The organism is Acidobacteriota bacterium (assembly GCA_016716435.1).
Taxonomy (GTDB): domain Bacteria; phylum Acidobacteriota; class Blastocatellia; order Pyrinomonadales; family Pyrinomonadaceae; genus OLB17.
The window spans coordinates 229,359-253,843 of the sequence record JADJWI010000008.1 but is presented as its reverse complement, the minus strand read 5'-3'; the positions used below and the strand labels follow the sequence as shown (position 1 = coordinate 253,843).

General features: G+C 56.0%; 16 protein-coding genes and 1 pseudogene. 5 read left to right on the top strand and 12 right to left on the bottom strand.

The window, feature by feature from the left end; all coding sequences use genetic code 11:
* Positions 1–12: 12 nt before the first annotated feature.
* From IPM21_13120 to IPM21_13105, 4 genes are all read left to right on the top strand, one after another.
* Positions 13–3,222, top strand: a complete 3,210-nt coding sequence (locus IPM21_13120; GenBank protein ID MBK9164821.1) for a M36 family metallopeptidase — start codon at positions 13–15, stop codon at positions 3,220–3,222.
* 127 nt (positions 3,223–3,349) lie between these two features.
* A complete protein-coding gene (locus IPM21_13115) occupies positions 3,350–3,886 on the top strand; it encodes a hypothetical protein (protein ID MBK9164820.1) in 537 nt (178 codons plus the stop codon).
* Positions 3,887–4,742: 856 nt separating this feature from the next.
* On the top strand, positions 4,743–8,426 hold the full coding sequence (locus IPM21_13110) for a M36 family metallopeptidase (GenBank protein ID MBK9164819.1): 3,684 nt from the start codon (positions 4,743–4,745) through the stop codon (positions 8,424–8,426).
* Positions 8,427–8,608: 182 nt separating this feature from the next.
* A complete protein-coding gene (locus IPM21_13105; protein MBK9164818.1) occupies positions 8,609–10,039 on the top strand; it encodes a hypothetical protein in 1,431 nt (476 codons plus the stop codon).
* Positions 10,040–10,138: 99 nt separating this feature from the next.
* On the opposite strand, the gene pilQ is transcribed toward IPM21_13105, so the two are convergent.
* From pilQ to IPM21_13075, 6 genes are all read right to left on the bottom strand, one after another.
* Entirely contained in the window at positions 10,139–11,812 is a 1,674-nt protein-coding gene (pilQ, locus tag IPM21_13100; protein MBK9164817.1) for a type IV pilus secretin PilQ, read from the bottom strand.
* A 110-nt stretch (positions 11,813–11,922) separates the two neighbouring features.
* Positions 11,923–12,660, bottom strand: coding sequence for a hypothetical protein (locus tag IPM21_13095; protein ID MBK9164816.1), 738 nt, complete (start codon positions 12,658–12,660; stop codon positions 11,923–11,925).
* A gap of 45 nt (positions 12,661–12,705) precedes the next feature.
* A complete protein-coding gene (gene pilO / locus IPM21_13090) occupies positions 12,706–13,356 on the bottom strand; it encodes a type 4a pilus biogenesis protein PilO (GenBank protein MBK9164815.1) in 651 nt (216 codons plus the stop codon).
* Positions 13,357–13,411: 55 nt separating this feature from the next.
* Positions 13,412–14,122 (bottom strand): PilN domain-containing protein, encoded by a 711-nt coding sequence (locus tag IPM21_13085; GenBank protein ID MBK9164814.1) that lies wholly within the window; start codon positions 14,120–14,122, stop codon positions 13,412–13,414.
* A gap of 2 nt (positions 14,123–14,124) precedes the next feature.
* Positions 14,125–15,180 (bottom strand): type IV pilus assembly protein PilM, encoded by a 1,056-nt coding sequence (pilM, locus tag IPM21_13080; protein ID MBK9164813.1) that lies wholly within the window; start codon positions 15,178–15,180, stop codon positions 14,125–14,127.
* Positions 15,181–15,639: 459 nt separating this feature from the next.
* Positions 15,640–16,839 carry an acyl-CoA dehydrogenase family protein gene (locus IPM21_13075; protein MBK9164812.1) on the bottom strand — a complete coding sequence of 400 codons (1,200 nt, stop codon included), beginning with the start codon at positions 16,837–16,839 and terminating at the stop codon, positions 15,640–15,642.
* Between the two features lie 42 nt (positions 16,840–16,881).
* Between IPM21_13075 and IPM21_13070 the strand changes: the two genes are divergently transcribed.
* Positions 16,882–17,943, top strand: coding sequence for a phosphotransferase family protein (locus IPM21_13070; protein ID MBK9164811.1), 1,062 nt, complete (start codon positions 16,882–16,884; stop codon positions 17,941–17,943).
* Positions 17,944–17,993: 50 nt separating this feature from the next.
* Here the strand turns inward: IPM21_13070 and preA are convergent, their stop codons facing one another.
* The 6 genes and pseudogenes from preA to IPM21_13040 form a co-directional block, all read right to left on the bottom strand.
* On the bottom strand, positions 17,994–19,238 hold the full coding sequence (gene preA / locus IPM21_13065; GenBank protein MBK9164810.1) for an NAD-dependent dihydropyrimidine dehydrogenase subunit PreA: 1,245 nt from the start codon (positions 19,236–19,238) through the stop codon (positions 17,994–17,996).
* A gap of 22 nt (positions 19,239–19,260) precedes the next feature.
* Positions 19,261–19,668, bottom strand: a complete 408-nt coding sequence (locus tag IPM21_13060; GenBank protein ID MBK9164809.1) for a hypothetical protein — start codon at positions 19,666–19,668, stop codon at positions 19,261–19,263.
* Between the two features lie 520 nt (positions 19,669–20,188).
* Positions 20,189–21,295 carry a hypothetical protein gene (locus tag IPM21_13055; GenBank protein ID MBK9164808.1) on the bottom strand — a complete coding sequence of 369 codons (1,107 nt, stop codon included), beginning with the start codon at positions 21,293–21,295 and terminating at the stop codon, positions 20,189–20,191.
* 35 nt (positions 21,296–21,330) lie between these two features.
* Positions 21,331–22,206: an AbgT family transporter gene (locus IPM21_13050; GenBank protein MBK9164807.1), complete on the bottom strand. Its 876-nt coding sequence runs from the start codon at positions 22,204–22,206 to the stop codon at positions 21,331–21,333.
* 69 nt (positions 22,207–22,275) lie between these two features.
* Positions 22,276–23,085 (bottom strand): annotated as a pseudogene (locus IPM21_13045) (AbgT family transporter).
* Positions 23,086–23,142: 57 nt separating this feature from the next.
* Complete coding sequence (locus IPM21_13040; protein ID MBK9164806.1) at positions 23,143–24,483, bottom strand: NAD(P)-dependent oxidoreductase; 1,341 nt, start codon at positions 24,481–24,483, stop codon at positions 23,143–23,145.
* Positions 24,484–24,485 lie beyond the last annotated feature (2 nt).

Here is a 24,485-nt window from a genome sequence, read left to right as displayed (position 1 = left end):
GGAGGGCTTTAGATGCAGAACAGCAGTAAGGGAACAGGGGCCCGATGGGGACTTCTGTTAAGTTTTGTCGTACTGGCGTTGGTGGCAGCCGTAGCTGTGGTGCCGACGCAGTTTGATTGGGAGGCAAGCGGTCAGGGCAAGGGCCTGCAAGAGCGGACCGCAAGCCATGTAGAAGGGCTTGAGAACTACGACATCCGGGAGAACCAGAAGTCACCGGAAGTTGAAGAGGCCCTCTTGAAGTATCGCGATACGGCGGGCAAGACGGCGTCGTTCGTAGCGGACGTAAGGGAAGGCTTTGTGCGGGGCGAGGAATCGCTCAAGACACGTGTTCCCTCGCTTGAGATCGAGTACAACACGGACATTCGTATCCCCGAAGTGATCGGGCCGGACGTCAAGCAGGGAGTTAACTTCCTGACGGGCCCGGCGACGGGCAGCCGGGTCGATATGCTTCGCAACTTCGCCAAGCAGAACAGCGAGTTGATCGGCGTCAATGACGAGCAGGTCAACCAGTTGAAGGTGCTTGCGGACTACACGAACCCGGACGGAGGTCTTTCGTTCGTGCATCTCGAGCAGCAGATCGACGGCGTGCCTGTTTTCCGCGGGGAGATCAAGGCAGGCTTTACGAAGAACAATGAGATCGTCCGGGTGATCAACAACCTGGCACCGGGAGTTGAGTACAACTCGGTCTCGAAGAACTTTGGCGATCCGCTTCAGGCAGTTAACCATGCGGCACGCCACATCAACGTTGATGTCTCGACGCTTGACCTGACGGTCAACGAATCGGCATCGGACAGCAACCGGACGGTCTTTGGCCGCGGCGATTGGGCAACGACGGCTGAGAGGATGTACTTCCCGACCGAGCCGGGCATTGTCGTTCCGGCCCATCGGGTGCTGATCTGGCAGCCGGTCAATGCGTTCTACGTCATCGTCGATGCCAACACCGGCACGATGCTCTGGCGGAAGAACATCACAGAGGACCAGACGCAGGCAGCGACCTATCAGGTCTATCGCAACTCGAACGCGATGATCGATGTAGCTGACAGTCCGGCACCGCTTTCACCGGGTCCGATCGATCCGGGTCTCGGAACGCAGGCTCCGGTCGGAACCCGCGTCAATATCTCACGTATCGGAAACGAAGCTCCGTACACGTTCGTCAACAACGGTTGGATCACGGACGGAACTAACCTCACCGACGGTAACTTTAACGAGGCCGGAGTTGATCGTGTAGCTCCGAACGGCGTCGATGCTCCCCAGCCGGGCGACGGTGCATGCCCCGGAGCAGGCTGCCGCGAATTCACCTCGACATGGAACCCGGCACCGGGCAACCCGGCACCGGGCGATGATCCGCTGACGGCACAGGCTCAGCGCGGAGCGGTCATCCAGATGTTCTATGCGATGAACTGGTACCAGTCGGAGATGTATCGCCTCGGCTTTACCGAGCAGGCATTCAACTTCCAGCAGGACAACTTCGGCCGCGGGGGCGTTGGTGCCGACCGTGTCTCATCAGAAGGCCAGGACAGCTCAGGAACGAACAACGCAAACTTCTCGACCCCCGCAGACGGCGGCCGCGGAAGAATGCAGATGTACGTCTGGACCGGCCCCACGCCGGACTACGATGGAACGGCCGATGCTGACGTGATCATCCACGAAGTGACGCACGGACTCTCGAACCGCCTCCACGGCAATGCCTCGGGACTTTCGACCAACATGGCCCGCGGTATGGGTGAAGGCTGGTCGGACTTCTACGCTCACTCAATGCTCTCCGAGCCAACCGATCCGGCAAACGGCATTTATTCGCTCGGCGGGTATGCAACCTATCTTGTCGCAGCCGGATTCGCAGGAAACTACTACTACGGCATCCGCCGTTACCCGAAGGCCCCGCTTCAGTTCACTGGCGGTGTGAACAACAAGCCGCACAACGCTTATCGTTTCAGCGATATCAATGCGGGTTGTGCAACTCGCTTCACGAATGCTGACTTCGCATTCGGCCGCGGGCCGATCGGCTCTGCAACCTGCGACCAGGTCCATAACATCGGTGAGATCTGGAGCTCGATCCTCTGGGAAGTTCGCCACAGGATGATCACGCGTCTCGGCTGGGCGGAAGGTAACCGCAAGACGCTTCAGTGGGTCACAGACGGCATGAAGCTCGCTCCGATCGGACCGACGCTTCTTACCGAACGCGATGCTATTCTCGCTGCCGTTCAGGCAAGTGGAACAGGAGCCGATGTCGCTGACTTCTGGGCCGGCTTTGCGGCTCGCGGGCTCGGTTTCGATGCAACGATCATCAGTGCCTCGCCAGCGAATGTTACGGATGGCTTTAACCTTCCGAATGCGTTCATTACTGATCCGTTCTCGGTCAGCGATTCAACGGGCGACAACGACGGATTCCCCGAACCGGGTGAAAACGTTCAGTTGAGCGTCGCCGTTACAAACACGACCGGCCAGACCGTAACCAATGTTTCGGTAGCGGTTACGGGCGGTGCGACCGTCAACTTCGGCACGATCAACAACGGACAAACGGTTACGCAAAACATTCCGTACACCGTTCCCGGTGATGCGGTTTGCGGAGCGATGCATCAGGTAGAAATGACCGTTACCACCAGCGTTGGAGTAAATTCTCCGACGACCCGCGAGTTCCGTCTCGGTGCTCCGGTCGGTGGAGCTCCGGTCACTTTCGCGAACTCTACTGCGATCAACATGCCGAACGGACAGCCAACAACGACGTCCGGTCCGGCTGGTCCGTATCCGTCGACCATAGACGTGACGGGCGTTTCAGGGACCAAACTGATCAAGGTAACGTTCAACAATTTCCGACACGAATTCCTTGACGACGTTGATATGCTTCTCGTCGGTCCCGGCGGACAGAAGTTCATCTTCGTATCGGATGCTGGTGGCTCAACGGAGCAATTGACCCCGATCACTTTCTCGGTTGCGGACAATGGCCCGACTCAGCTTCCTGACGCCGCCGCTTTTGTAAATGGCACAACGTACCGGCCTGCAAATTATGGAGCAAATGATCCATTCGATGCCCCGGCACCGGCTGCCCCTTACGAGAACGCGGCTCCCGGCGGTGCGGCAACATTCGCTTCGGTATTTGGAACTGACGGTTCCGCGATGAACGGAACTTGGTCACTCGTACCTGAACCGTTCGACGGACGGCTTCCAGGTACTCAACTGGGGTATCTCGACCGACGCACTCGCACCGGCGGACTACGATGGTGACGGCAAGACCGACACCGCCGTCTTCCGCGGAACGGTCGGCGAAGGCCTGACCGATTTCTACATCCTGAACAGCAACGGATTCACCTTCTCGGGCTATGCCTGGGGAACCGTTGGCGATCAGCCCGTCGTGGCCGACTATGACGGCGACGGCAAGGCGGATGTAGGTATCTATCGTCCTTCGGACGGCACCTGGTACATCATCCTCAGCTCGAACGGAGCCAATGTGATAGTCAACAATCCGGGTACGACACCTGTCCCGGCCGACTACAGCGGCGACGGAAAGGCTGACGGTGTGATCTTCACCGATGGCAACTGGGTCGGCACAAGCTCGACCGGTGACCCGATCAACATCCCTTGGGGCCAGGCGGGCGATATCGCCACTCCTGGTGACTTCGATGGTGACAACATCGTCGATCAGGCGGTCTTCCGTCCCTCGACCGGTGTCTGGTACATCCGGCAGAGCAGCAATGGCCAGCCTTCGATCGTTCCCTTCGGAACCACAGGCGATCTTCCGGTCGTCGGTGACTACGATGGCGACGGCAAGGACGACATTGCCATCTATCGTAACGGCCAGTGGTGGATCAATAACTCCGGCGGCGGCGTGACGATCGCGAACTTCGGTATCGCGACCGACAAACCGGCTCCGGCCTCCGCTAATCCGTAAACCCTACAAGGGCGGACCCGCTCCGCCCTTTAACCCCTAGACCGAACCGCCGCTCTTTCCAAAGGGCGGCGGTTTTTGTTTTTTGGCATTGACGAATTCCCGAACTTCTGCCTACAATAGGACACATTTAATTCCTGACAATATGGTCAGTTCTGCTTGTTCGGGTGGCACCGAACAACTAACTCATAACTCATTTGGGTTCTCATACCATTTCATCGATATTTATGCTCAGATCTGGGCTTTGGTCGTCAAAAGTACCTTCGGGCGCTCCTAGATCGAATTTGATTCAGTTCCGCTATTTTTCATTTTCCGCTTAACTGCAACAGTGGTCTCGCTCAGAGATCAGTGTTGTTATTTTCAGTAGCTTTAGGAGGGCTTTAGATGCAGAACAGCAGTAATGGAACAGGGACCCGATGGGGACTTCTGTTAAGTTTTGTCGTACTTGCGTTGGTGGCAGCAGTAGCTGTGGTACCGACGCAGTTTGATTGGGAGGCAAGCGGTCAGGGCAAGGGCCTGCAAGAGCGGACCGCAAGCCATGTAGAAGGGCTTGAGAACTACGACATCCGGGAGAACCAGAAGTCACCGGAAGTTGAAGAGGCCCTCTTGAAGTATCGCGACACGGCGGGCAAGACGGCGTCGTTCGTAGCGGACGTAAGGGAAGGCTTTGTGCGGGGCGAGGAATCGCTCAAGTCGCGTGTACCTACCCTGGCGATCGAATACAACACGGACATTCGTATTCCCGAGGTGATCGGGCCGGACGTCAAGCAGGGAGTGAACTTCCTGACGGGCCCGGCGACGGGCAGCCGGGTCGATATGCTCCGCAACTTCGCCAAAGCAGAACAGCGAGTTGATCGGCGTGAACGACGAGCAGGTCAACCAGCTAAAGGTGACGGCCGACTACACGAACCCGGACGGAGGTCTTTCGTTCGTGCATCTCGAGCAGCAGATCGACGGCGTGCCTGTTTTCCGCGGGGAGATCAAGGCAGGCTTTACGAAGAACAACGAGATCGTTCGGGTGATCAACAACCTGGCACCGGGAGTTGAGTACAACTCGGTCTCGAAGAACTTTGGCGACCCGCTGGCAGCGGCAACGCATGCGGCACGCCACATCAACGTTGATGTCTCGACGCTTGACCTGACGGTCAACGAATCGGCATCGGACAGCAACCGGACGGTCTTTGGCCGCGGCGATTGGGCAACGACGGCTGAGAGGATGTACTTCCCGACCGAGCCGGGCATTGTCGTTCCGGCCCATCGGGTGCTGATCTGGCAGCCGGTCAATGCGTTCTACGTCATCGTCGATGCCAACACCGGCACGATGCTCTGGCGGAAGAACATCACAGAGGACCAGACGCAGGCAGCGACCTATCAGGTCTATCGCAACACGAATGCGATGATCGACGTTGCTGAGAGTCCGGCTCCTTTGACCCCCGGACCGATCGATCCGGCACTTGGCACGCAGGGCTCACTTCTTACGCGAGCCAACGTAACGAGGATCGGTAACGAAGCTCCGTATACGTTCGTCAACAACGGCTGGATCACGGACGGTGCGAACAGCACTGACGGTAACTTCAACGAAGCTGGTATCGACCGCGACGGCACCAATGGTGTCGACGCACCCCAGCCGGGCGACACAGCCTGCCCAGGAGCAGGTTGCCGCGTCTTTAGCTCAGCATGGAACCCGCCGCCCGGCAACCCGGCTCCGGGAGACACTCCGCTGACGCCCGCGGCACAACGCGGTGCCGTTATCCAGATGTTCTACATGATGAACTGGTACCAGTCGGAGATGTATCGCCTCGGCTTTACCGAGCAGGCATTCAACTTCCAGCAGGACAACTTCGGCCGTGGCGGAACTGCCGCTGACCGTGTATCCTCGGAAGGACAGGACAGTTCAGGAACGAACAACGCAAACTTCTCGACCCCCGCAGACGGCGGCCGCGGAAGAATGCAGATGTTTATTTTCACCGGAATGGATCCCGATCGCGACGGCACCACGGACGGCGATATCATCATCCACGAAGTTACGCACGGGCTTTCGAACCGTCTCCACGGCAACTCCTCGGGCCTTTCAACCAACATGGCCCGCGGTATGGGTGAGGGCTGGTCGGACTTTTATGCCCATGCGATGCTGTCGGAACCAAGCGACCCGGCCAATGGAGTTTACACAACGGGCGGTTATAACACGCTCGCGATTACGGCAGGTTTTACCGGCAACTACTACTACGGTATCCGCCGTTACCCGAAGGCCCCGCTTCAATTCACGGGCGGTGTGAACAACAAGCCGCATAATGCTTATGTATTCAGCGATATAAATTCGGGTTGTGCAACTCGCTTCACGAATGCGAACTTTGCTTTCGGCCGTGGCCCGATCGGCTCGGCAACCTGCGACCAGGTCCATAATACGGGTGAGATCTGGAGCTCGATCCTTTGGGAAGTTCGCCACAGGATGATCACCCGTCTTGGATGGGAAGAAGGTAACCGCAAGACCCTCCAGTGGGTCACAGACGGCATGAAGCTCGCACCGCTCGGCCCGACGCTCGTTACCGAACGTAACGCGATCCTCGCAGCCGTTCAGGCAAGCGGTACGGCAGCCGACCTTGGTGATTTCTGGGCAGGCTTTGCTGCTCGCGGCCTTGGCTTCAGTGCTCAGGTGATCAGCGCATCGCCGGCAAACGTTGTCGATGGCTTTGATCTTCCGCAGCTTGGAGCGGGCGGCAGTGCAGAGGTGACATCGGGCAACAACCTGATCGAACCGAATGAGTGCAACACGCTCACCATTCCGCTGACCAACAATTCGGCGGAAACGGCGACCGGCATTTCGGCAGTTCTTTCGTCGAACACCCCGGGAGTTACCATCTCACAGGCCAATTCGACCTATCCGGACATCCCGGCAGGTGGCGGCCCGATCCCGAACACGACCGCATATCAGGTTTCGACCGCGGATACGCTTGCGTGTTTCACCAACATCAACCTGACCCTTACGGTCACTTATACGGGCGGAGGCGGCGGTTCGCCGGCTCAATTCCAGTACAGCTTGCCTGTTGGCCTTCAGGGCGGTGCTTATGTTGCTACTCAGGGAACCGGAACAGCTCCAGGCGATCCAAATAACCGGACTCTGGTAGCTGGTACGCAGGTCGATGATTCGCCTTCGACCACCCTTCCGCTTCCGAGTGGCTGGAGCTCGACGATCTATGACACTGCGGTAACATCGCTGAGCATCGGTGCCAACGGAATGTTGCAGATCAACGGTACGTCTCCGACTACCTTCGGCAATTCAGCGTTGCCGGCAACCACTACGCCGACCGGGCCGCGTATTTTCCCGTTCTGGGATGACCACATCATGACGGCCGCACGAGGGGCTGGACTAGGCGTCTATACAGAGACGCTCGGTACCGCTCCGAATCGGCAGTTGGTCATCGAATGGCGTGCACAGCACTTCAACGGCGGCGTTAATGAAAATATGATGACCCTCAATCATGCAGTGGTCCTCAACGAAGGCTCATCGGCCTTCTCGGTCTACTACACGTTGACCGGAGCGGGTGCTCAAGCCAACGGTGCCTCAGCAACCGTAGGTGTTCAGGCGACGAACGGCGGTACACAGTTCACGCAGTTCTCATTCAATCAGGGCGTGATCATGCCCGGAATGAAGATCGATTGGGCACTTCCGGCCGGAACCTGTAATCAGGGCCCGGGCGGTTGCGGAGCAGTTCCGAGCGGTGATGCACGAGCTGACTTCGACGGCGACGGCAAGACCGACCTTTCGGTCTTCCGCGGCAGCGAAGGCAACTGGTACCTGAACCGTTCGACGGCAGGCTTCCAGGTGCTCAACTGGGGTATCTCGACCGACGCTCTTGCACCGGCGGACTACGACGGTGACGGCAAGACCGACACTGCGGTTTTCCGCGGAACGGTCGGCGAAGGCCTGACCGATTTCTACATCCTGAACAGCAACGGATTCACCTTCTCGGGCTATGCCTGGGGAACCGTTGGCGATCAGCCCGTCGTGGCCGACTATGACGGCGACGGCAAGGCGGATGTAGGTATCTATCGTCCTTCGGACGGCACCTGGTACATCATCCTCAGCTCGAACGGAGCCAATGTGATAGTCAACAATCCGGGTACGACTCCGGTCCCGGCTGACTACGACGGCGACGGGAAGGCTGACGGTGTGATCTTCACCAACGGCAACTGGGTCGGCACCAGCTCGACCGGAAACCCGATCAACATCGCATGGGGCCAGGCAGGCGATATCGCCACTCCTGGTGACTTCGATGGTGACAACATCGTCGATCAGGCGGTATTCCGTCCCTCGACCGGTGTCTGGTACATCCGGCAGAGCAGCAATGGCCAGCCTTCGATCGTTCCCTTTGGAACCACAGGCGACCTTCCGGTCGTCGGTGACTACGACGGCGACGGCAAGGACGACATTGCCATTTATCGCAACGGCCAGTGGTGGATCAATAACTCCGGCGGCGGCGTGACGATCGCGAACTTCGGTATCGCGACCGACAAACCGGCTCCGGCCTCCGCTAACCCGTAAACCCAACAAGGGCGGACCCGCTCCGCCCTTTAACCCCTAGACCGAACCGCCGCTCTTTCCCAAGGGCGGCGGTTTTTTTGTGGCGTTTCGCCATCACACCTATTACAATCAGGTAATTGTCGAACTTTTCCGTAAGCGAATCCGTCTAAACCAGATCTTGGTTTAACAAAGGGAATGAAAAAATGAACTTATCTCGATTCCGCTCGCTATTCCTGTTTCTACTTGTCGGCTTCGTAATTATTACGGCTGTCGCACTCCGCTTACTCCCGGGCGACAATGTCCGAGCTTCGGCTCAGGGGCCTACGCCGGGCCATACGAACGCACCCGGCGAAACTAACTGCACCGCTTGCCATACAGAGTTTCCCGTCAATAGCGGTACTGGAAGCGTCGCAATAAGCGGCATCCCTAAGAACTACCTGCCCGGCCAGCAAATACCGGTTACGGTTACAGTTAGTCAAAGCGACGGCGTTATCTGGGGCTTTCAGTTGACCACCATCGACCGGACGGGTGAACGCATCGGGGCATACACACTGCCATTCGGAACTCCGCCGCAGATGCAAATTGACAACGGTTCGATCGGCGGGCTTCAGCGGCGGTACGTGGCTCACACAAGTGAAGGAACGGCCTCACCCGTTTTCGGGTCAAAGAATTGGACCTTCACGTGGACCGCCCCCGCAACGCGGGTCGGTAAGATCGATCTCTTTGCCGCTGGTAATGCAGCCAATAGCGACGGAGGGCCGAATGGCGACCAGATCTACACTACTTCGGTTTCAACCCTCTCGGGCTCCGGTGTCGCGAACTTTGATGAGGACTACGCAACGGACGTATCTGTCTTTCGCCCGTCGGACGGCACTTGGTATGTTCTCCGCAGTTCCGACGATGGGTTTGAAGCCGTCCAGTTCGGCTCCACTGGTGATTTGATCGTCCCCGGCGACTACGATGGCGATGGCGAGGCCGATCTAGCGGTCTGGCGGCCGTCGAACGGCGTTTGGTACATCCAGTTGAGCGGCGGCGGATTGAATATCGTCCAGTTTGGAGCCGACGGCGATATACCCGTTGTCGGTGATTACGACGGCGATCTCAAGAGCGACCTTGCCGTTTGGCGGCCATCAACCGGCGTTTGGTACATTTTTCGCAGTTCTGATCAGGCCTACGACGTTCGTCAGTTCGGCATCTCGACCGACAAGGTAGCTCAAGGTGATTTTGACGGCGACGCGAAGACAGACATCGCTGTTTTTCGTCAATCGAACGGCACTTGGTACGTTTGGCGAAGCAGCGACCAGACGGTCTCATTCGTTCAGTTTGGCCAGGACGGCGACATGCCGGTCCAATCCGACTATGACGGCGACGGCCGCGCTGATCGAGCCGTTTACCGGCCCTCAAACGGGGTTTGGTATATGCTTCGCAGTTCGGAGGGGTTTGGGGCGGTGCAGTTCGGCATCGCGACTGATGTTCCCGTTCCCGGCGATTATGACGGCGACGGAAAGACGGATAATGCCGTCTATCGGGACGGCATTTGGTTCATCTATCGAAGTTCGGATCAGGGTTTCGACGTTCGTTCATTCGGCATCGCAGGTGACGACCCGATCCCGGCGGGATATATTGCTCGCTAATGGCCCCGGACAGAAATAAAAGCCCGACAGGCATTACCGTTGCCTGTCGGGCTTTTTCTATCGGAGGAAACACAAGGTCTCCGGGCTGACTATAGGGTACTACGGACGTTCCGGAGCCGCAGGCTGCGAAACAGGTTGCTGCATAACGGGAAGAACTGGCATACCGTTGAGTACCGGATTATTGGCTGGCTGTTGCGGCTCCGAGTTTGAAGCCGGATTGCCGAGCGGAACGGGCTGGACAACCGTCGCATTCGGATTCGTTCCCGAAGTTCCGGTAACTGCCGGGTAGTCCGGCCGATAGATCCGCGGCGTAATGAAGAACAAGATCTCGTTCGTATTACGCTGAACACCCTTTCGCTTGAAGAGATTGCCGAGGATCGGTATACGAGAGAGGCCCGGCGTGCGGTCTTGGCTCTCACGTTCGTCGTCGAAAAGAACGCCACCGATCACCGTCGTTCCGCCATCAGGCACGGTCACCTGAGTCTCCATGGTCTGCGTGTTGATCGCGGGCGGGGCACCGCCGACGATAGGAGCAGTTGAGCTATTCTCAGCAAGAATGTCCAGAACCACAGTACCAACATCCGTGATCTGAGGTGTGATCTCTAGCTTCAGCGGCACATCAACGTATTCTGTTGTTGCTACTACCGCACCACCGGCAGCTGCTCCAGGCTGAATGGTTGTGATCGGGATCTTCGTTCCGCTCTCGATCTTCGCCTTGCGATTGTTAAGCGTCGTAACTCTCGGAGTTGCGATGATCTTAGCCTGTCCGGTCTGTTCACCGGCAGAGATAAGAGCACTGATCTGCGCGGTTCCGAAGATTCCGGTCGTCAGGCCAATGATCGTATTTGGAATACTCGAAAGTAGGTCGTTGTTCGGCTGAACTCCGAGTCCGGAAGGTATTCCCTGCGGCTGTGTTCCGGTCGTGTTGTTCGTACCCGGAAGGGTCGAACCCGAACCAAGGCTTCCGCGTGCACCGGTAACAAGGGCTGCAAGCTGAACGCCAATGTCCCTGCTAAAGTTCCGTGTTGCGACTACGATCCTCGCTTCGATCTCGACCTGCGGCTCCGGCTGGTCGAGGATGGCGACCAACTGCTTTACCGCGTCAATGTTCTCTCGAACATCGGTAACGATCAACGAATTGCTTCGTGCATCGACCTCGATCGCTCCACGCCGCGAAAGCCGACGCTTAATGATCGGCAACAGGCCTTCGCCCGAACCGCCGGCGGCTGAAGATCCGCCACCACCGCCGGAACCCGTTGTGGTTCCACTGGTCGCCTGGCCACGTCCGATCGAACCAGCCGCACGGGCATAGTTTAACCGGATGAATTCAGTGACGAGCGGTGAGGAGTCCAATTGAGTATCCATTGCCTGGCGAAGGATCTCGCCTTCGGACGCAAGTGTTTTCGCGTCTGCAACTCGAAGGATCGGGCCGTTGACCTGGATCCCGAGTTCTTGAGACCGAAGGATCGAATCGAGCGCCACATTCCAAGGAACCTCATTTACGTTGACCGTGACCGGAACTGCCTTGACGGACTTGTCGATCACGAAGTTGATCCCATACTGCTCCGTGATGTAGCTGAGTACGTCACGGATGTCCATATTCACGATCTTAAGGCTGACCGGCTCTCCGCGGAATCCCGCGTCGCCGTACATCCTACCTTGTTGACGTGACTCGATCTTTTGAGCTGAGACGGTAATTCCCAGCACTATCATCATTATTATCGCGGCTGCAATTCTCGTTGCTATTCCGCTTGTAGAAAGAAGAGATTTCATGTTTCCTCCGTTGCTATTTCGGTCGAACGGCTCAAAAAGCGGGGACGTCGACTTGTTTAAAGACTATTCTGGCGGGTCCGGACAGAACTGCCGGATGCATCTAATCGAAGCTATTCCTGATTTTTTGCGGTACGCGTTCGCCGGGTACCCTTCGTAGTTGCCGGCTTCGTCGTCTCTGCCGGCTGGGCTTCCATTTCGTCGAGCGGCGATACCAGATTGATCGCAGCAGCTTTGCCGTCGCCTGCGGACTGTGCGGGCGGAGCTCCAGCCGTTGCTGAGTTGACGGGTGCAGTGCCCTGGATCTGCTCTGAACTTGAATACTGCCTAAGGAGTTTGTTCTCCACCGAAGCAACAAACTTTCCGTTGCTCATTTTTGTGACTCGGCGGAAGATCAGTTGGTTCTCCTCAACGGCAACCAACTGGCCATCAAAGAACTTCTCCCCGGGATAGATGGTGTAAGACAGCTTGATCGGCGTCGCCTCGACCATCGCTGCAAGGCCTCGCGGCGTTCGGAATATGCCGGTCACTGACATCTCGCCGAGCGTAAGAACGCTTGTTACCTTCGGTAGATCCGAATTATTGGCGACGGCCATGTCTCGGAGGCGCTTGTAGAAGGCGATTCGCTGTTCGATCGGCGGAGCACCTAGATTCTCCACCGGCTTTTCACCTGCCTTTGCGGTGCCGGTAGCCCGGGTGCCAGTGGATTGGTCTCGGGTGCGGGCCCAGCCTGGCTTTGCGAAGGGATCGCGCGACTGGCCCTGAACTGACAGGTCACCGGCGATCAGCGTAAGGGCGAGAACCGCGAATCCGTAGCCGACGTACTGAAGAACTCTGGGTTTGGTAATCATAGCTTTCTCTCTCTGATGGGGTTTCGTGAAAGTGGACGCATTCAGTTACTTTGTTGCCGGTGCAGGCGGTACCGGAGGCTTTGCTCCAGGGGCTCCCGGGGCTCCGGGTTTGCCAGGAGCGGCCGGCTTGGTAAGTGCATCAGGATCGGCATAATACGCCGTTAAAAGGAACTGTGCATGCACCGTTTTGTCTGCGGTCTGCTTGTCGAGTTGGTTGATCTTGAAGTCCGTGATCGAGACGATACGGGGCAGCTTGGCCATTTTGTCGAAGAAATCGCGGATGTTATTGAAGTTGCTGTTGACCTCAACTTCGACCGGCTTCGCCATGATCGCATCCTGCTGTGAATCGTCACGGGGTGAGAACCTCATCAGGACGAGCCGGGAATCCTTTGCATTGTCCTGCAGACCCTGAAGAACGTTCGTGATCTCACGCTGTTCCGGAAGAAGGACCTTCAACTCCTCGTACTCGGCAGACTTGCTCGCAAACAGAGCCCGGAACTCGTTTATCCGCTGAGTAGCAACGCGGGCAGCCTCGTTCTTTGCGGTAAGCTGGGCGATCTGTTCGTTGAGTGTTGCAACCTCGGCTCTGGTTTCGCTTGTCACAAAGTACCAGACCGTCATGTAGAGGACAGCTGCGATCCCGACAAGGATCATTAGCTGAACGTACCACTGTATAGATTTGAGTTTTTCAATCATTGTAGTGTCCTTCGATCAATAAATTTAAACTTATCGGGGCAGCGCGAAGCACGGCCTAGTTCTTTGCGACCTGAACCGGGTTGGTTTGACCACCAGCGGCTCCGGGGCCTGAGGCAACCGTGGCCGGGTTGTCGACTGATCCAGCCTTTGAAGGCGTATACGAGGTCTTGATCGTAAAATTGATCACAGTAACTTTCGGGGCTTCCTGGCCTTCGCGGGCAGTCGCGAGTTGGTTGACGATCTCCTGCCGCTGGGTTTCGATATTGAGGTTGGAGAATAGCCCGTTCGAAAACTCGAGGCTTCTGCCAAATTGCGTTACGGCCGATTCGTCCGGTGAATTACCCTTGATCACGATCTGATCTCCGGTCTGCTCGACACTCTGCAGATAAAGCCCGGGAACCATCGAAATTCGTTCACGCATCGCTTCGAGTACTGCACTCGGACCACGCTGCTCATCTCGGAGCTTCTTGATCGCGGCGATGCGTGCATCGATACTGGCGATCCTTTCTTCAAGCTCTTTCTGTTCCTTCATTACGGACTCAAGCTCGGCGGCGATCTGCTTCTGCTCCTCAAGCCTTCGCTCGGCATCAGCTTTCGCCATTTGCGAGCTGATGACATCCCAGCCGATCACGGCCATAAGGAAGAACCCGACTGCGAGGGTAAGGAGCAACAAACGGCTGGCCGGGCTGCTGACCTTGCGGTCAACGGTTACGACCGCTCCGCCCTGACGTTCTGTGACTGAATGTAATAGGTTTACTTTGATCATTTCTACATCACTCCCCTCATGGCCAAACCGACGGCAACCGCCATTTCGGGCATGATCTCGCTTATGTATTCGGGGTCAAATTTTCCTGACTCGACCTTGATATTGCGGAAGGGGTCAAGCACCTCAACCGGGATCTCAAGGCGGGTCGAAAGCTCCTGGGCGAGGCCGTTAAGCTTGGAACCGCCGCCGGAGATAAGAATTTTTTCTACGACCGTTTCGTTGTCCTCGGTCGTCGCACGGTAAAAGTCGAAGGTCTTCTGGATCTCCATCGCGACCAATTCCGTAACGTTGCCAACAAGCGGCTCGATGGCGGTTTCTTCAACACCGTCAACTGCTTGCGGAACACCCCGCTTGAGCGCCTCGGCCTGCTGGAAGCTGACACCGAGATTGCGTTGGATGACATCGGTGAACTGGCTGCCGCCGACGGTTATGTCGCGGCTGAACAGCGAACGCGTGCCCTTGACGATGTTTACGTTCATCGTTGAGGCTCCGATGTTGAGTAGGGTTACGACCTGTTCTTCACGCGGCTGGTAGTTGTATTCGTAGCAATTCTGAAGCGCGAAGGTATCGACATCGATAACCTGCGGCTGCTTGCCGGCGAGCTGTATCGCCTGGCAGATATTGTCTATACGCTCTCGCTTGCACGCGGCGATCAGCACGTTCGTCGAATCGGAATTCGATGCCGTTACCTGATAGTCAAGGCTGACGTCTGCGAGGTCGTAAGGGATGTGCTCTTCGGCGTGCCAGTCGATCGATTCTTCGAGTTCATCGGCACTCATCGCCGGAAGAACAATATTTTTAATGATGACCGAGTGGCCGCTAACGCCGGTGACGACGCGGTCTGCCGTAGAGCGGCTATTGCTGCATACGCTCTGGATCACGCTCGAAACCGTGTTGAGCTCCATGATCTGGCCATCGATGATCGTCTCATCGGGCAGATTCTCAAAACCAAGAGCCGAGAGCGAAAGCACATTGGCCTTATTCTCAAGCTCGACCATTTTGACTGAGCTGGAGCCGATGTCGAGGCCGGCGACGCTTTTCTTTTTACCGAACAGCATTGTTATTAAGCTCCTATTGGACGGGGTTACCTGTTTTTGGGACGTTGGGATTCAAAATTAGGGGAACTAAGCGAAACGATCTCGAGGCACCGATTTAAGATTTTCTTGCCACCGTTTGATTGATCTACTGCATCGGAAGGGCGATTTTCAGGACAGGCCAACTGAAGGCAGTGAATCGAGATCGTTTCGTCTTGAGTCTGTTGCGACAGCTACGAAGAGCAAGCGGTCGATATGTATTCTGTTGTAATGGTTCGCATCGGGTGGCGATGGGTGACGGCAGTTTTTGACCACCGTGAGATAAAGTTACAGGAAAGAAAAACATTTGTCAACACTTTTTTGTCATGTTGAACACACCGTGAAAGAAATGCCATCAAATTGACCGACCCGTGAATTTCGGTTGGGAATTGGTGATCACTATTCGAAGGAAAACGCAAAGGTAAAACCTGGCCCGCGGTGTTGTCAGTTCGTCCGGTTTTCAGCGATCTCCATTTTCGCGATCGACGCTAGATGAACTTCATCCGGGCCGTCCGCAAGCCGCAGAGAACGTGCGTAGATCCAGAAGCTCGCAAGCGGATGATCCTGCGAAACGCCACCGCCGCCATGTGCCTGGATCGCACGGTCGATGACCTCAAGCGCCATTCGCGGAGCAACCGCCTTTATCATCGCGATCTCTTTCCGGGCGGCCTTGTTTCCGGCCGTGTCCATTTTCCATGCCGCCTTAAGGACAAGCAGGCGTGCCTGATCGATCGCGCATCGTGCATCGGCGATCCATTGCCGGACAACGCCTTGCTCGACGATTGGCTTGCCGAAGGCGACTCGCGACGCTGCTCGCTCGATCATCAGTTCCAGCGAGCGTTCGGCGACGCCGATCAGACGCATACAATGATGAACACGCCCCGGCCCAAGCCGCCCCTGTGCGATCTCGAATCCACGGCCTTCGCCGAGAAGAATGTTGCTCTTCGGGACGCGGACATTTGTGAAGGAAACTTCGGCGTGGCCATTCGGCGCATCATCGAAGCCAAAGACATTCAGCAGCCGCTCGACCTTTACGCCTTCAGCATCCATCGGGACGAGGATCATTGACTGCTGCAAATGTCTTGGAGCCTGCGGGTCGGTCTTGCCCATAAAGATCGCTAGCTTGCATCTCTTATCGCCCGCACCGGTCGACCACCATTTTCTGCCGTTGAGAATATAATCTTCGCCGTCCGCGACGATCGACGCCTCAATATTCGTCGCATCGGACGACGCGACATCGGGCTCGGTCATCGCGAAGCATGAACGGATCTCTCCACTAAGCAATGGCCGCAACCACTCTTCTTTCTGCTCTTCAGTTCCATAAAGATGCAGCACCTCCATATTCCCCGTGTCCGGAGCCGAGCAATTGAATACCTCGGACGCCCAAACGACGCGACCCATCATCTCTGCGAGAGGTGCGTACTCGAGATTCGTTAGCCCTGAAACGCCCGGCAGAAATAGGTTCCACAGGCCCTGCTTTTTTGCTTCGTATTTGAGCTCCTCGATCAGCGAAAGCGGCTGCCAACGGTCGCCCGAGTTCACTTCGTCGTGATACCGCTGCTCGTTCGGATAGACGTACTCATCCATGAATGCCGCGAGCCGCTTTTGCAGTTCAGCCGTTTTTGCAGAATAATCGAAGTCCATATTCGCCACAGATTACCACAGCCTACGGCCTAACGATCACGAATGATTAACGATAAAGCACAGCAACCCCGCCCGGGAGAGGAACTTGATAGCGAACGACTTGAGGGGTACTTAAGGAGCCGGCTGCCAACTCCATTTTCGGAACTTGAGATACTTCAATACCCTGCCGGGAGTTCGAACCTGACCTACCTCATTCGGCTGGGTTCGACCGAATACGTATTGCGAAGGCCGCCCTTCGGCAATACGGTCAAGACGGCTCACGATATGCGGCGCGAGTTTGACGTCTTGTCAAAACTCGGCATTGCCTATCCGCCTGCCCCGGAGCCGATCTTTTTCTGTGATGAAGAATCAGTGATCGGTGCCGAGTTTTATCTGATGGAGAAACGCGAGGGGATCGTGATCCGCGGCACGCTGCCCCAAACCATCGCGTCTTCAAAGGAAAAGAAGGCAAAGCTCTGCCGAAGCTTTATCCGTGGACTCGCCGATCTTCACAAAGTCGATTTTGAATTTGCCGGACTTGCCGAGCTCGGAAAGCCGAAAGGCTATAATCGTCGGCAGGTCGATGGTTGGACAAAAAGATACATCGCGGCAAAGACGGATGAGCACCCCGAACTAGAGGCGGCAATGAAATGGCTCGGCGAGAATGTGCCGCCGGAATTCGGCGCCGCTCTTATCCACAATGATTACAAGTTTGACAACATCATGCTCGATATCGACGACCTGACCAGAGTCGCCGCCGTGATCGACTGGGAAATGGTCACGCTCGGCGACCCGTTGATGGACCTCGGCACAACGCTCGGTTATTGGATGTCGCCCGATGCCGGCGAGGAGTTGATGAATATGCCGTTCAACCCGCGGGTGCTGATGGAAAACTTCACTCGCCGCGACCTCGCCGATATGTATGCGGAGGCGTCCGGCCGCGAACTTCCCGACCTGCTTTTCTACTACGTCTTCGGCACGTTCAAGATCGCCGTCATCGCTCAGCAGATCTACGCTCGATTCGCAAAAGGTTTAACGAGCGATCAGCGTTTCTCGAACTTCAACCGGTTCGTAGCAGCACTCGGGAGAATCGCCGCCAATTCAATTGGTAAAGGCAGCATCTGATCTTCCAATTGTCAATTGAAAATTGCCCAATCGCCAATTGGGACAGATCATCACGACGTAGTTCGCTCACGCCAGGTTTGCGGATTTGAGCCGTCGTCGCGGCGTTCCATCGTGATCGCCCCGGGCGACGGGCAGATAAGAGCACAAAGATTGCAGCCGACGCATTCTTCCTCGATGACCCGCGGATAGCGATGGCCATTCGATTCGACAAACTCGAACGACTGATGGGCTCCATCTTCGCACGCGACGTAGCAAAGATTGCAGCGAATGCAATGTTCCTCGTTAACGTGGGCCTTAACGACGTAGTTTAAATCGAGGCGTCCCCAATCGGTCACCCGCGGCACCGACTTCCCGATGATGTCGTTGACGGACGCAATTCCCTTTTCATCGAGGTAATTATTTAAGCCGTCGATCATGTCTTCGACGATCCGATAGCCGTAGTGCATAACGGCGGTGCAGACCTGCACATTCCCCGCACCGAGCAGCATAAATTCAACCGCATCACGCCACGACGAAATGCCTCCGATGCCGCTGATCGGGATCGTGAATTCCGCATCACGGGCAAGCTCGCTTACCATATTAAGCGCGATCGGTTTGACCGCCGGACCGCAATACCCGCCGTGGGCGGCCATGCCGTTGACGTTCGGGTGCGGGACCATCGTGTCCAGATCGACGCCCATTATCGAGTTGATAGTGTTGATCAGCGAAACAGCGTCGGCACCGCCCCTCAACGCGGCCTTCGCCGGTGGGACAATGTTCGTAACGTTTGGCGTAAGCTTGACGATAACCGGAACATCGGCAACCTCTTTCACCCACTCAGTGACCATGGAGGTGTATTCGGGCACCTGCCCCATCGCGGCGCCCATGCCGCGTTCGCTCATTCCGTGCGGGCAGCCGAAGTTTAGCTCAAGCCCGTCGCATCCCGTATCCTGTGAACGCTTAACGATCTCGTGCCAGGCCTCGCGTTTCGATTCGACCATCAGCGAGACGATCAGAGCATGATCGGGATATTTTTTCTTGCACGCGGCGATCTCTCTAAGATTTACTTCAAGCGGCCGGTCGGTGATCAGCTCGATGTTGTTGAGCCCAATCATCCGCATCGCTCCATGATCGATCGCAGCCAGCCGCGATGAAACATTGACGATCGGCTCACCCAGCGTCTTCCAAACCGCCCCGCCCCAACCCGCATCAAAAGCGCGCTCGACCATCGAACCCATATTCGTCGGCGGAGCGCTCGCCAACCAAAAAGGATTCGGCGATCTTATTCCTGCAAAATTGCTACTAAGGTCGGCCATTAACAACAGTTTTCACTTGATTTTACTTACACTCCGTTTCCAACGTGTGCCTATTCTTGTTGGCCTCGGTCTTACACTTCGAAGCACAGTTCTTGGTGACGTAATCGAGGATCGCTTTGTCCTCGATCACTGCGTCTTCCTTCGTCGGCTTCCTTTTCATTTTCCGTTCGAATTCAGCCGCCGCGCCCGAGGCAAGCCAGTCTTGAACCATTCCTTTCGCACGCTCATCCTCTTCGAGGCAGTACTTGTTGCAAGCATTTAACCCGGCCTGTTCTTCATCCTTCGCCTGTCCGGTGTAAGTCTTTCCGTTGACCTTTACTGTACCCTCACATTGCGTGCTACTTGAACTCGGCCCCAGACACCCAAGTGAAACGGCCAGCAAGATGAGCAAAATGAAAAGTAAATTGATTCTTGACTCAACGGATCTCATTTTAATTTCCCTCCTTTTGATTCTCGAATCGATCCCGTAACTTTTGTTTCCAAATAATGACAAAAAGCTCTCAACTTATCCTTCGAATGCCTCTTCGTCTCCCAATTCCAATATAGATAGAAGAGCGGCGTAAAAACAACGGGTAAAACAAAGATCAGAAGAAGAGCGCAAGGCATAGCGATCTTTCTTCCGAGCGACATGTTTCCCAACGGAACGATCCGCGATACATTGTCGCCGACAGCCTCAACCTGATAGCAGAAGTAAAGGGTTCCTCGGCCCCTAAAAAAATATTCGCCGTGCTTTTCGATCTTGGACGGACAGAGCAACGCTCGACGAGTGACCTCCCAATACCTACCGAGTTCAAACGGAATACCGGTTTCCATCATCCGCACTGCCCACAATCGGTCACCATCGAGAGCCTGCCGCAGTTGGTTAACATTCGCGCGAAAATAGGCGAACTCATTCTCACCCTCGATCTTGTAATAATTCGACATTGTGAGCAGCCTAACGTGCCTCTGCACTAATTTGGAAATGCCTCACCTTTCTTCGACATCCGTCCGGCCATCGCTTTCCCTTCGGCCGTTGACCACGGAATCCCGAAGAAAAGTCCGGCGTTGGGCGAAGGAAGAAGTCGTTTATCGATCGCGCTGCCTCCTTTCGGTATCTCCAAATCGATCAGCCATTTGTCTTTGTCGAGATTTACATTGCCGGAACGCTGCTCAGGATGCGGAATGACAGTGCCTCCAGCAACCTCAAAACGAAATGTTCGGAATACCTCGTTGGTCTTTTCACCGTACACATCGCACTGCCATTTTCCAGACGTTTTGGCTGCATCGGGCCATCCTCGTCCCGGTGCAAACGAGATATTGACAGGGCCCAGGGTCAATGGAAGTTGGATCGCCATTTGATCGAACCTAATGGTGTCTCGTAGGATGCCTGCCTTCGGATCTCGGATCTCAGTAAATCCGCTGGTAACCTTATTCGCGGCCTGCTTAAAATTGGTCAGCTTGTCACCGAATACTATCGGACTGCCATTCGCTGTGCACTTGAGAGCGATGTTATACCCAAATGTTTTCCCATAGTCCTCGACGGGGGAAAAAACCATGTTGAGCACAAGTACGTTTGCGATACTCTTGCTCAAATAAGCGACGGCCGCATCAGCATGCCTTTGGATATAGAATTCAGGACGGCGGTTATTCTGCTTGGTCGTCTTCCGAATGTCGATCTTGTAGGTCCGCAACAGTTTGTCGTTAAGAAACACCTCTACGTTGAACAGTCCCGTTTCCGCGATCGAATTGTTACGTGGAACACACGCCTGAGTCTGCGTACCTGTTTCGCCCGCAAGGTTACACGTGTGAGAATAAACCTCCTTTCCGTTTTGCTTTAGAACAATGCGAAGCGGGCTCCCTTTCGCGGCACCCGGAATATTTATTTCCGGTATCAAGTTCCATCGGTACGTATTGTTCGGCCCATTTATCGCGTCAGCCCTAAAGTAGGTAAAACTGTCGTCGATCTTTTGTCCTGAAACTGAACCCGCCGCGATGGAGATCAACGCGAGAATCGCAAATCCCAACCCTGAAAAACCGAGCCGAAAATACAACGACGAAAAGCGAATGCCAATGCTCATTGAAATACCCCTCTTTTTATTTGTTGTTTCCTCAATTATGGATACGTGTACGGAGCCTGAACACCGAGCGGAATGCCGAGTACCCAATATGCGATAAGGAAGATGATCCAGAAGACCATGAAAACGACCGTGAACGGCAGCATTATCGAGATCAACGTGCCGATGCCGGTGCCCTTAACATAACGTTGTGCAAAGACGACCACGAGCGGGAAATACGGCATCAGCGGTGTGACGATATTTGTCGTTGAGTCGCCGATACGATAGGCCGCTTGTGCGAGCTCGGGCGAAAGCCCAAGCTGCATCAGGAGTGGGACAAAGATCGGTGCGAGCAATGCCCATTTTGCGGAAGCGGAACCGATGACCAAGTTCAGCAGCCCGGTCAGCAAGATGATGCCGATGATCGTGATCTGCACTGGCAGGTTCAGCCACTGCAGAAAGTTCGCCCCCTTAACGGCCATCAAGGCACCGAGATTTGACTGATTGAACGCCGCGATGAAAAGGGCCGCAAAGAACGCAAGCACAATATAGTAGCCCATTGTGCTCATCGACTTGCTCATTCCCGCAACTATGTCGCGATGGCTCGTGACCGTTCCTGCGACAATTCCGTAAACGATGCCCGGAATCAAAAACAGCAAAAAGATCAGCGGCACGATCGAGAGCATCAGCGGGGCCGAATTTGCGGTAAGCTGCGGTGCGACCGGCTCGGCACTCTTTGCAACCGCAGCACCGTAGGTCTTTGCATTCTCTTCGCCAAGCCGGGCCTTCACCGCATTTTCGAGCGCCGTTTTCCCAAATAGTTCTTGTTCAAGGATCGGGCCAAGCTTGAGCGCGACATCCTCGGGCATCCCTTCGGCTTTTAGCTTTTCGACCGAAGCGGCCGTCACCTTAAAGCCGGCAGGCGAACGGAACATCGAATCTGCAGGCAAGGAAACGGCAATAAGGATCGCGAGGCCGACAACAAGCGTGACGAGCCCGGCAACAAGCCCTTTCTTTTCTTGCGGGCCAAGCGTTTCCATCTTCGGCATCTCGTCCGGGTCGCCATCAACCTCGGTCGTTTTCTTGAGTCGCGGTTCGACTATCTTGTCGGTCACAAACCAACCAAGCCCGACGAGCAGCAGCGTCGAGGCCGCCGTAAAATACCAGTTTGATAGCGGATTTACGACGTAGCTCGCGTTGATGAACTGTGCTCCCGTTTGCGTCAAACCCGCGAGCAGCGGGTCGAGACTCGACGGAATGAAATTCGCACTAAATCCGCCCGAGACTCCGGCGAATGCCGCCGCAATACCTGCCAGAGGATGCCGGCCGGCCGTATAAAAGATCACGCCTCCGAGCGGTATCACCAGAACATAGCCGGCGTCGACCGCGGTGTGGCTAATAATGCCGACGAAGACCACCATCGGCGTCAGCAGCGAAGGTGCCGTGATGTTGAGCAGAGCCTTGAGCGAAGCATTGATAAAGCCGGTATGTTCAGCGACGCCGACACCCAGCAGGGCAAGCAAAACTACACCGAGCGGCGGGAATGCCATGAAGGTCGAGACCATCGTCGAAAGAAACGTAGCGATCGCCGTGCCGGTCAGGAGATTGTTGACCACGATCGGCTTCTGTGAACGCGGGTCGAGCTCTGCGAACGACATTCCCGAAAATATTGCTGAACAGATCCAGACGACAAAGAGCAAGATCAAGAACAGCGCAGCCGGGTCCGGCAGCTTGTTGCCTATACGCTCGATCAGATCCAAAGCACGGTCGACAAAGCCGCTCGGCTTTGCGCTGGGTACGGTTTCATTTTCCATATTGTCCCGGTCCTCGAATGAAATTGTCTGATTGGTAAGAAAAGCTTTTGCGAAAGTTTACTTTGAAACGCCCGAGCCCGCAAACTCGACCCGCTCACCGGTAAGCGAACGGTGAATGCCGATCGCGGCGAGCTTGCCCATTTGAGCGGCGTCGACGGCTTCAGCACCGCCGCTGACGCAATCGCCGGCGGCAAAGATCATCGGATCCGAGGTCCGCATGTCGTCATCGACACGCACTCGGCCCTTTTCGTCGATATCGATTTCAAACGCTTCACTCAGCGACGTGCCAAGTTTCGCCTGGCCGATGGCCTTGATGACCTGATCGCATTCGATAATGGCTTCGTCGCCATCAACTGTAGAGCAACGTAAGCCGGCGACCTTGCCGTTCCCCGTGATCTCGACCGGCGTCGTCTGCCAGTGAAACTCGATCCCATCAAGACGAGCAAGTTCGAGTTCGTATTCGTAAGCCGGAGCGTCAGCCTCGGTCCGCCGGTAGACCATCATTACCTTTGCCGCACCGAGCCGCTTTGCCTGCGTCGCGGCATCAACTGCCGTGTTCCCCGCACCAATCACGGCGACGGTGCTCCCAAGCGGAACGGCGTTCCAGTCGCGCGTCTTCACCTGCTCGATGAATGTCAGTGCATCGATGACGCCTTCCAGATCTTCTCCGGGAATATTGAGCAGGTTTGTCGCCCCAAGTCCCGCCGCTATTAGGATGGCGTTGTGGCGCGTACGAATCTCTCCGGCAGTGAGCGAATCTTTAACGTCGTCATTGTCATCCGCAACTACCGATGTCTCGGTGACAAACTTGACGCCCATTTGTTCGATCAGCCCGACCTCGGCAAGCGAAACAGAACGCGTCATCTTATACTCCGCCATGCCGTAGGTATCGAGCCCGCCGGGACGGGCACGCCGCTCATAAACCGTCGCCGCGTAACCGAGCCGAGCGAGATAAGCGGCACAGGAAAGTCCCGCCGGCCCCGAGCCGACGATGCCAATCGAAAAGCCATTGGGTGCTCCGACCTCAAAAAGCGGTGTGCTCTCCACAAGAACTTTTTCGGTGGCATAACGCTGGAGCCTTCCGATCTCGATCGGCTTTTGCACGAGTGTTTTCTCGACGCACGCACCTTCGCACAATGCCTCGACCGGGCAAACGCGGGCACAGGTCGAACCGATCGGGTTCGCGTCAAAGATAACCCGGGCCGAGCCTTTCAGGTTGCCGGTCGCGATCTTTTTGATGAATGAGGGAACATCGATGTGCGTCGGGCACGCATGCATGCACGGCGCGTCATAGCAATAGAGACAGCGGTTCGCCTCGGCCAAAGCCTCCGCATGCGACATCAGCGGGTTAAGCTCGGCGAAGTTCCGCTCGATCTGTTCGTTCGTGAGATTGGACATTA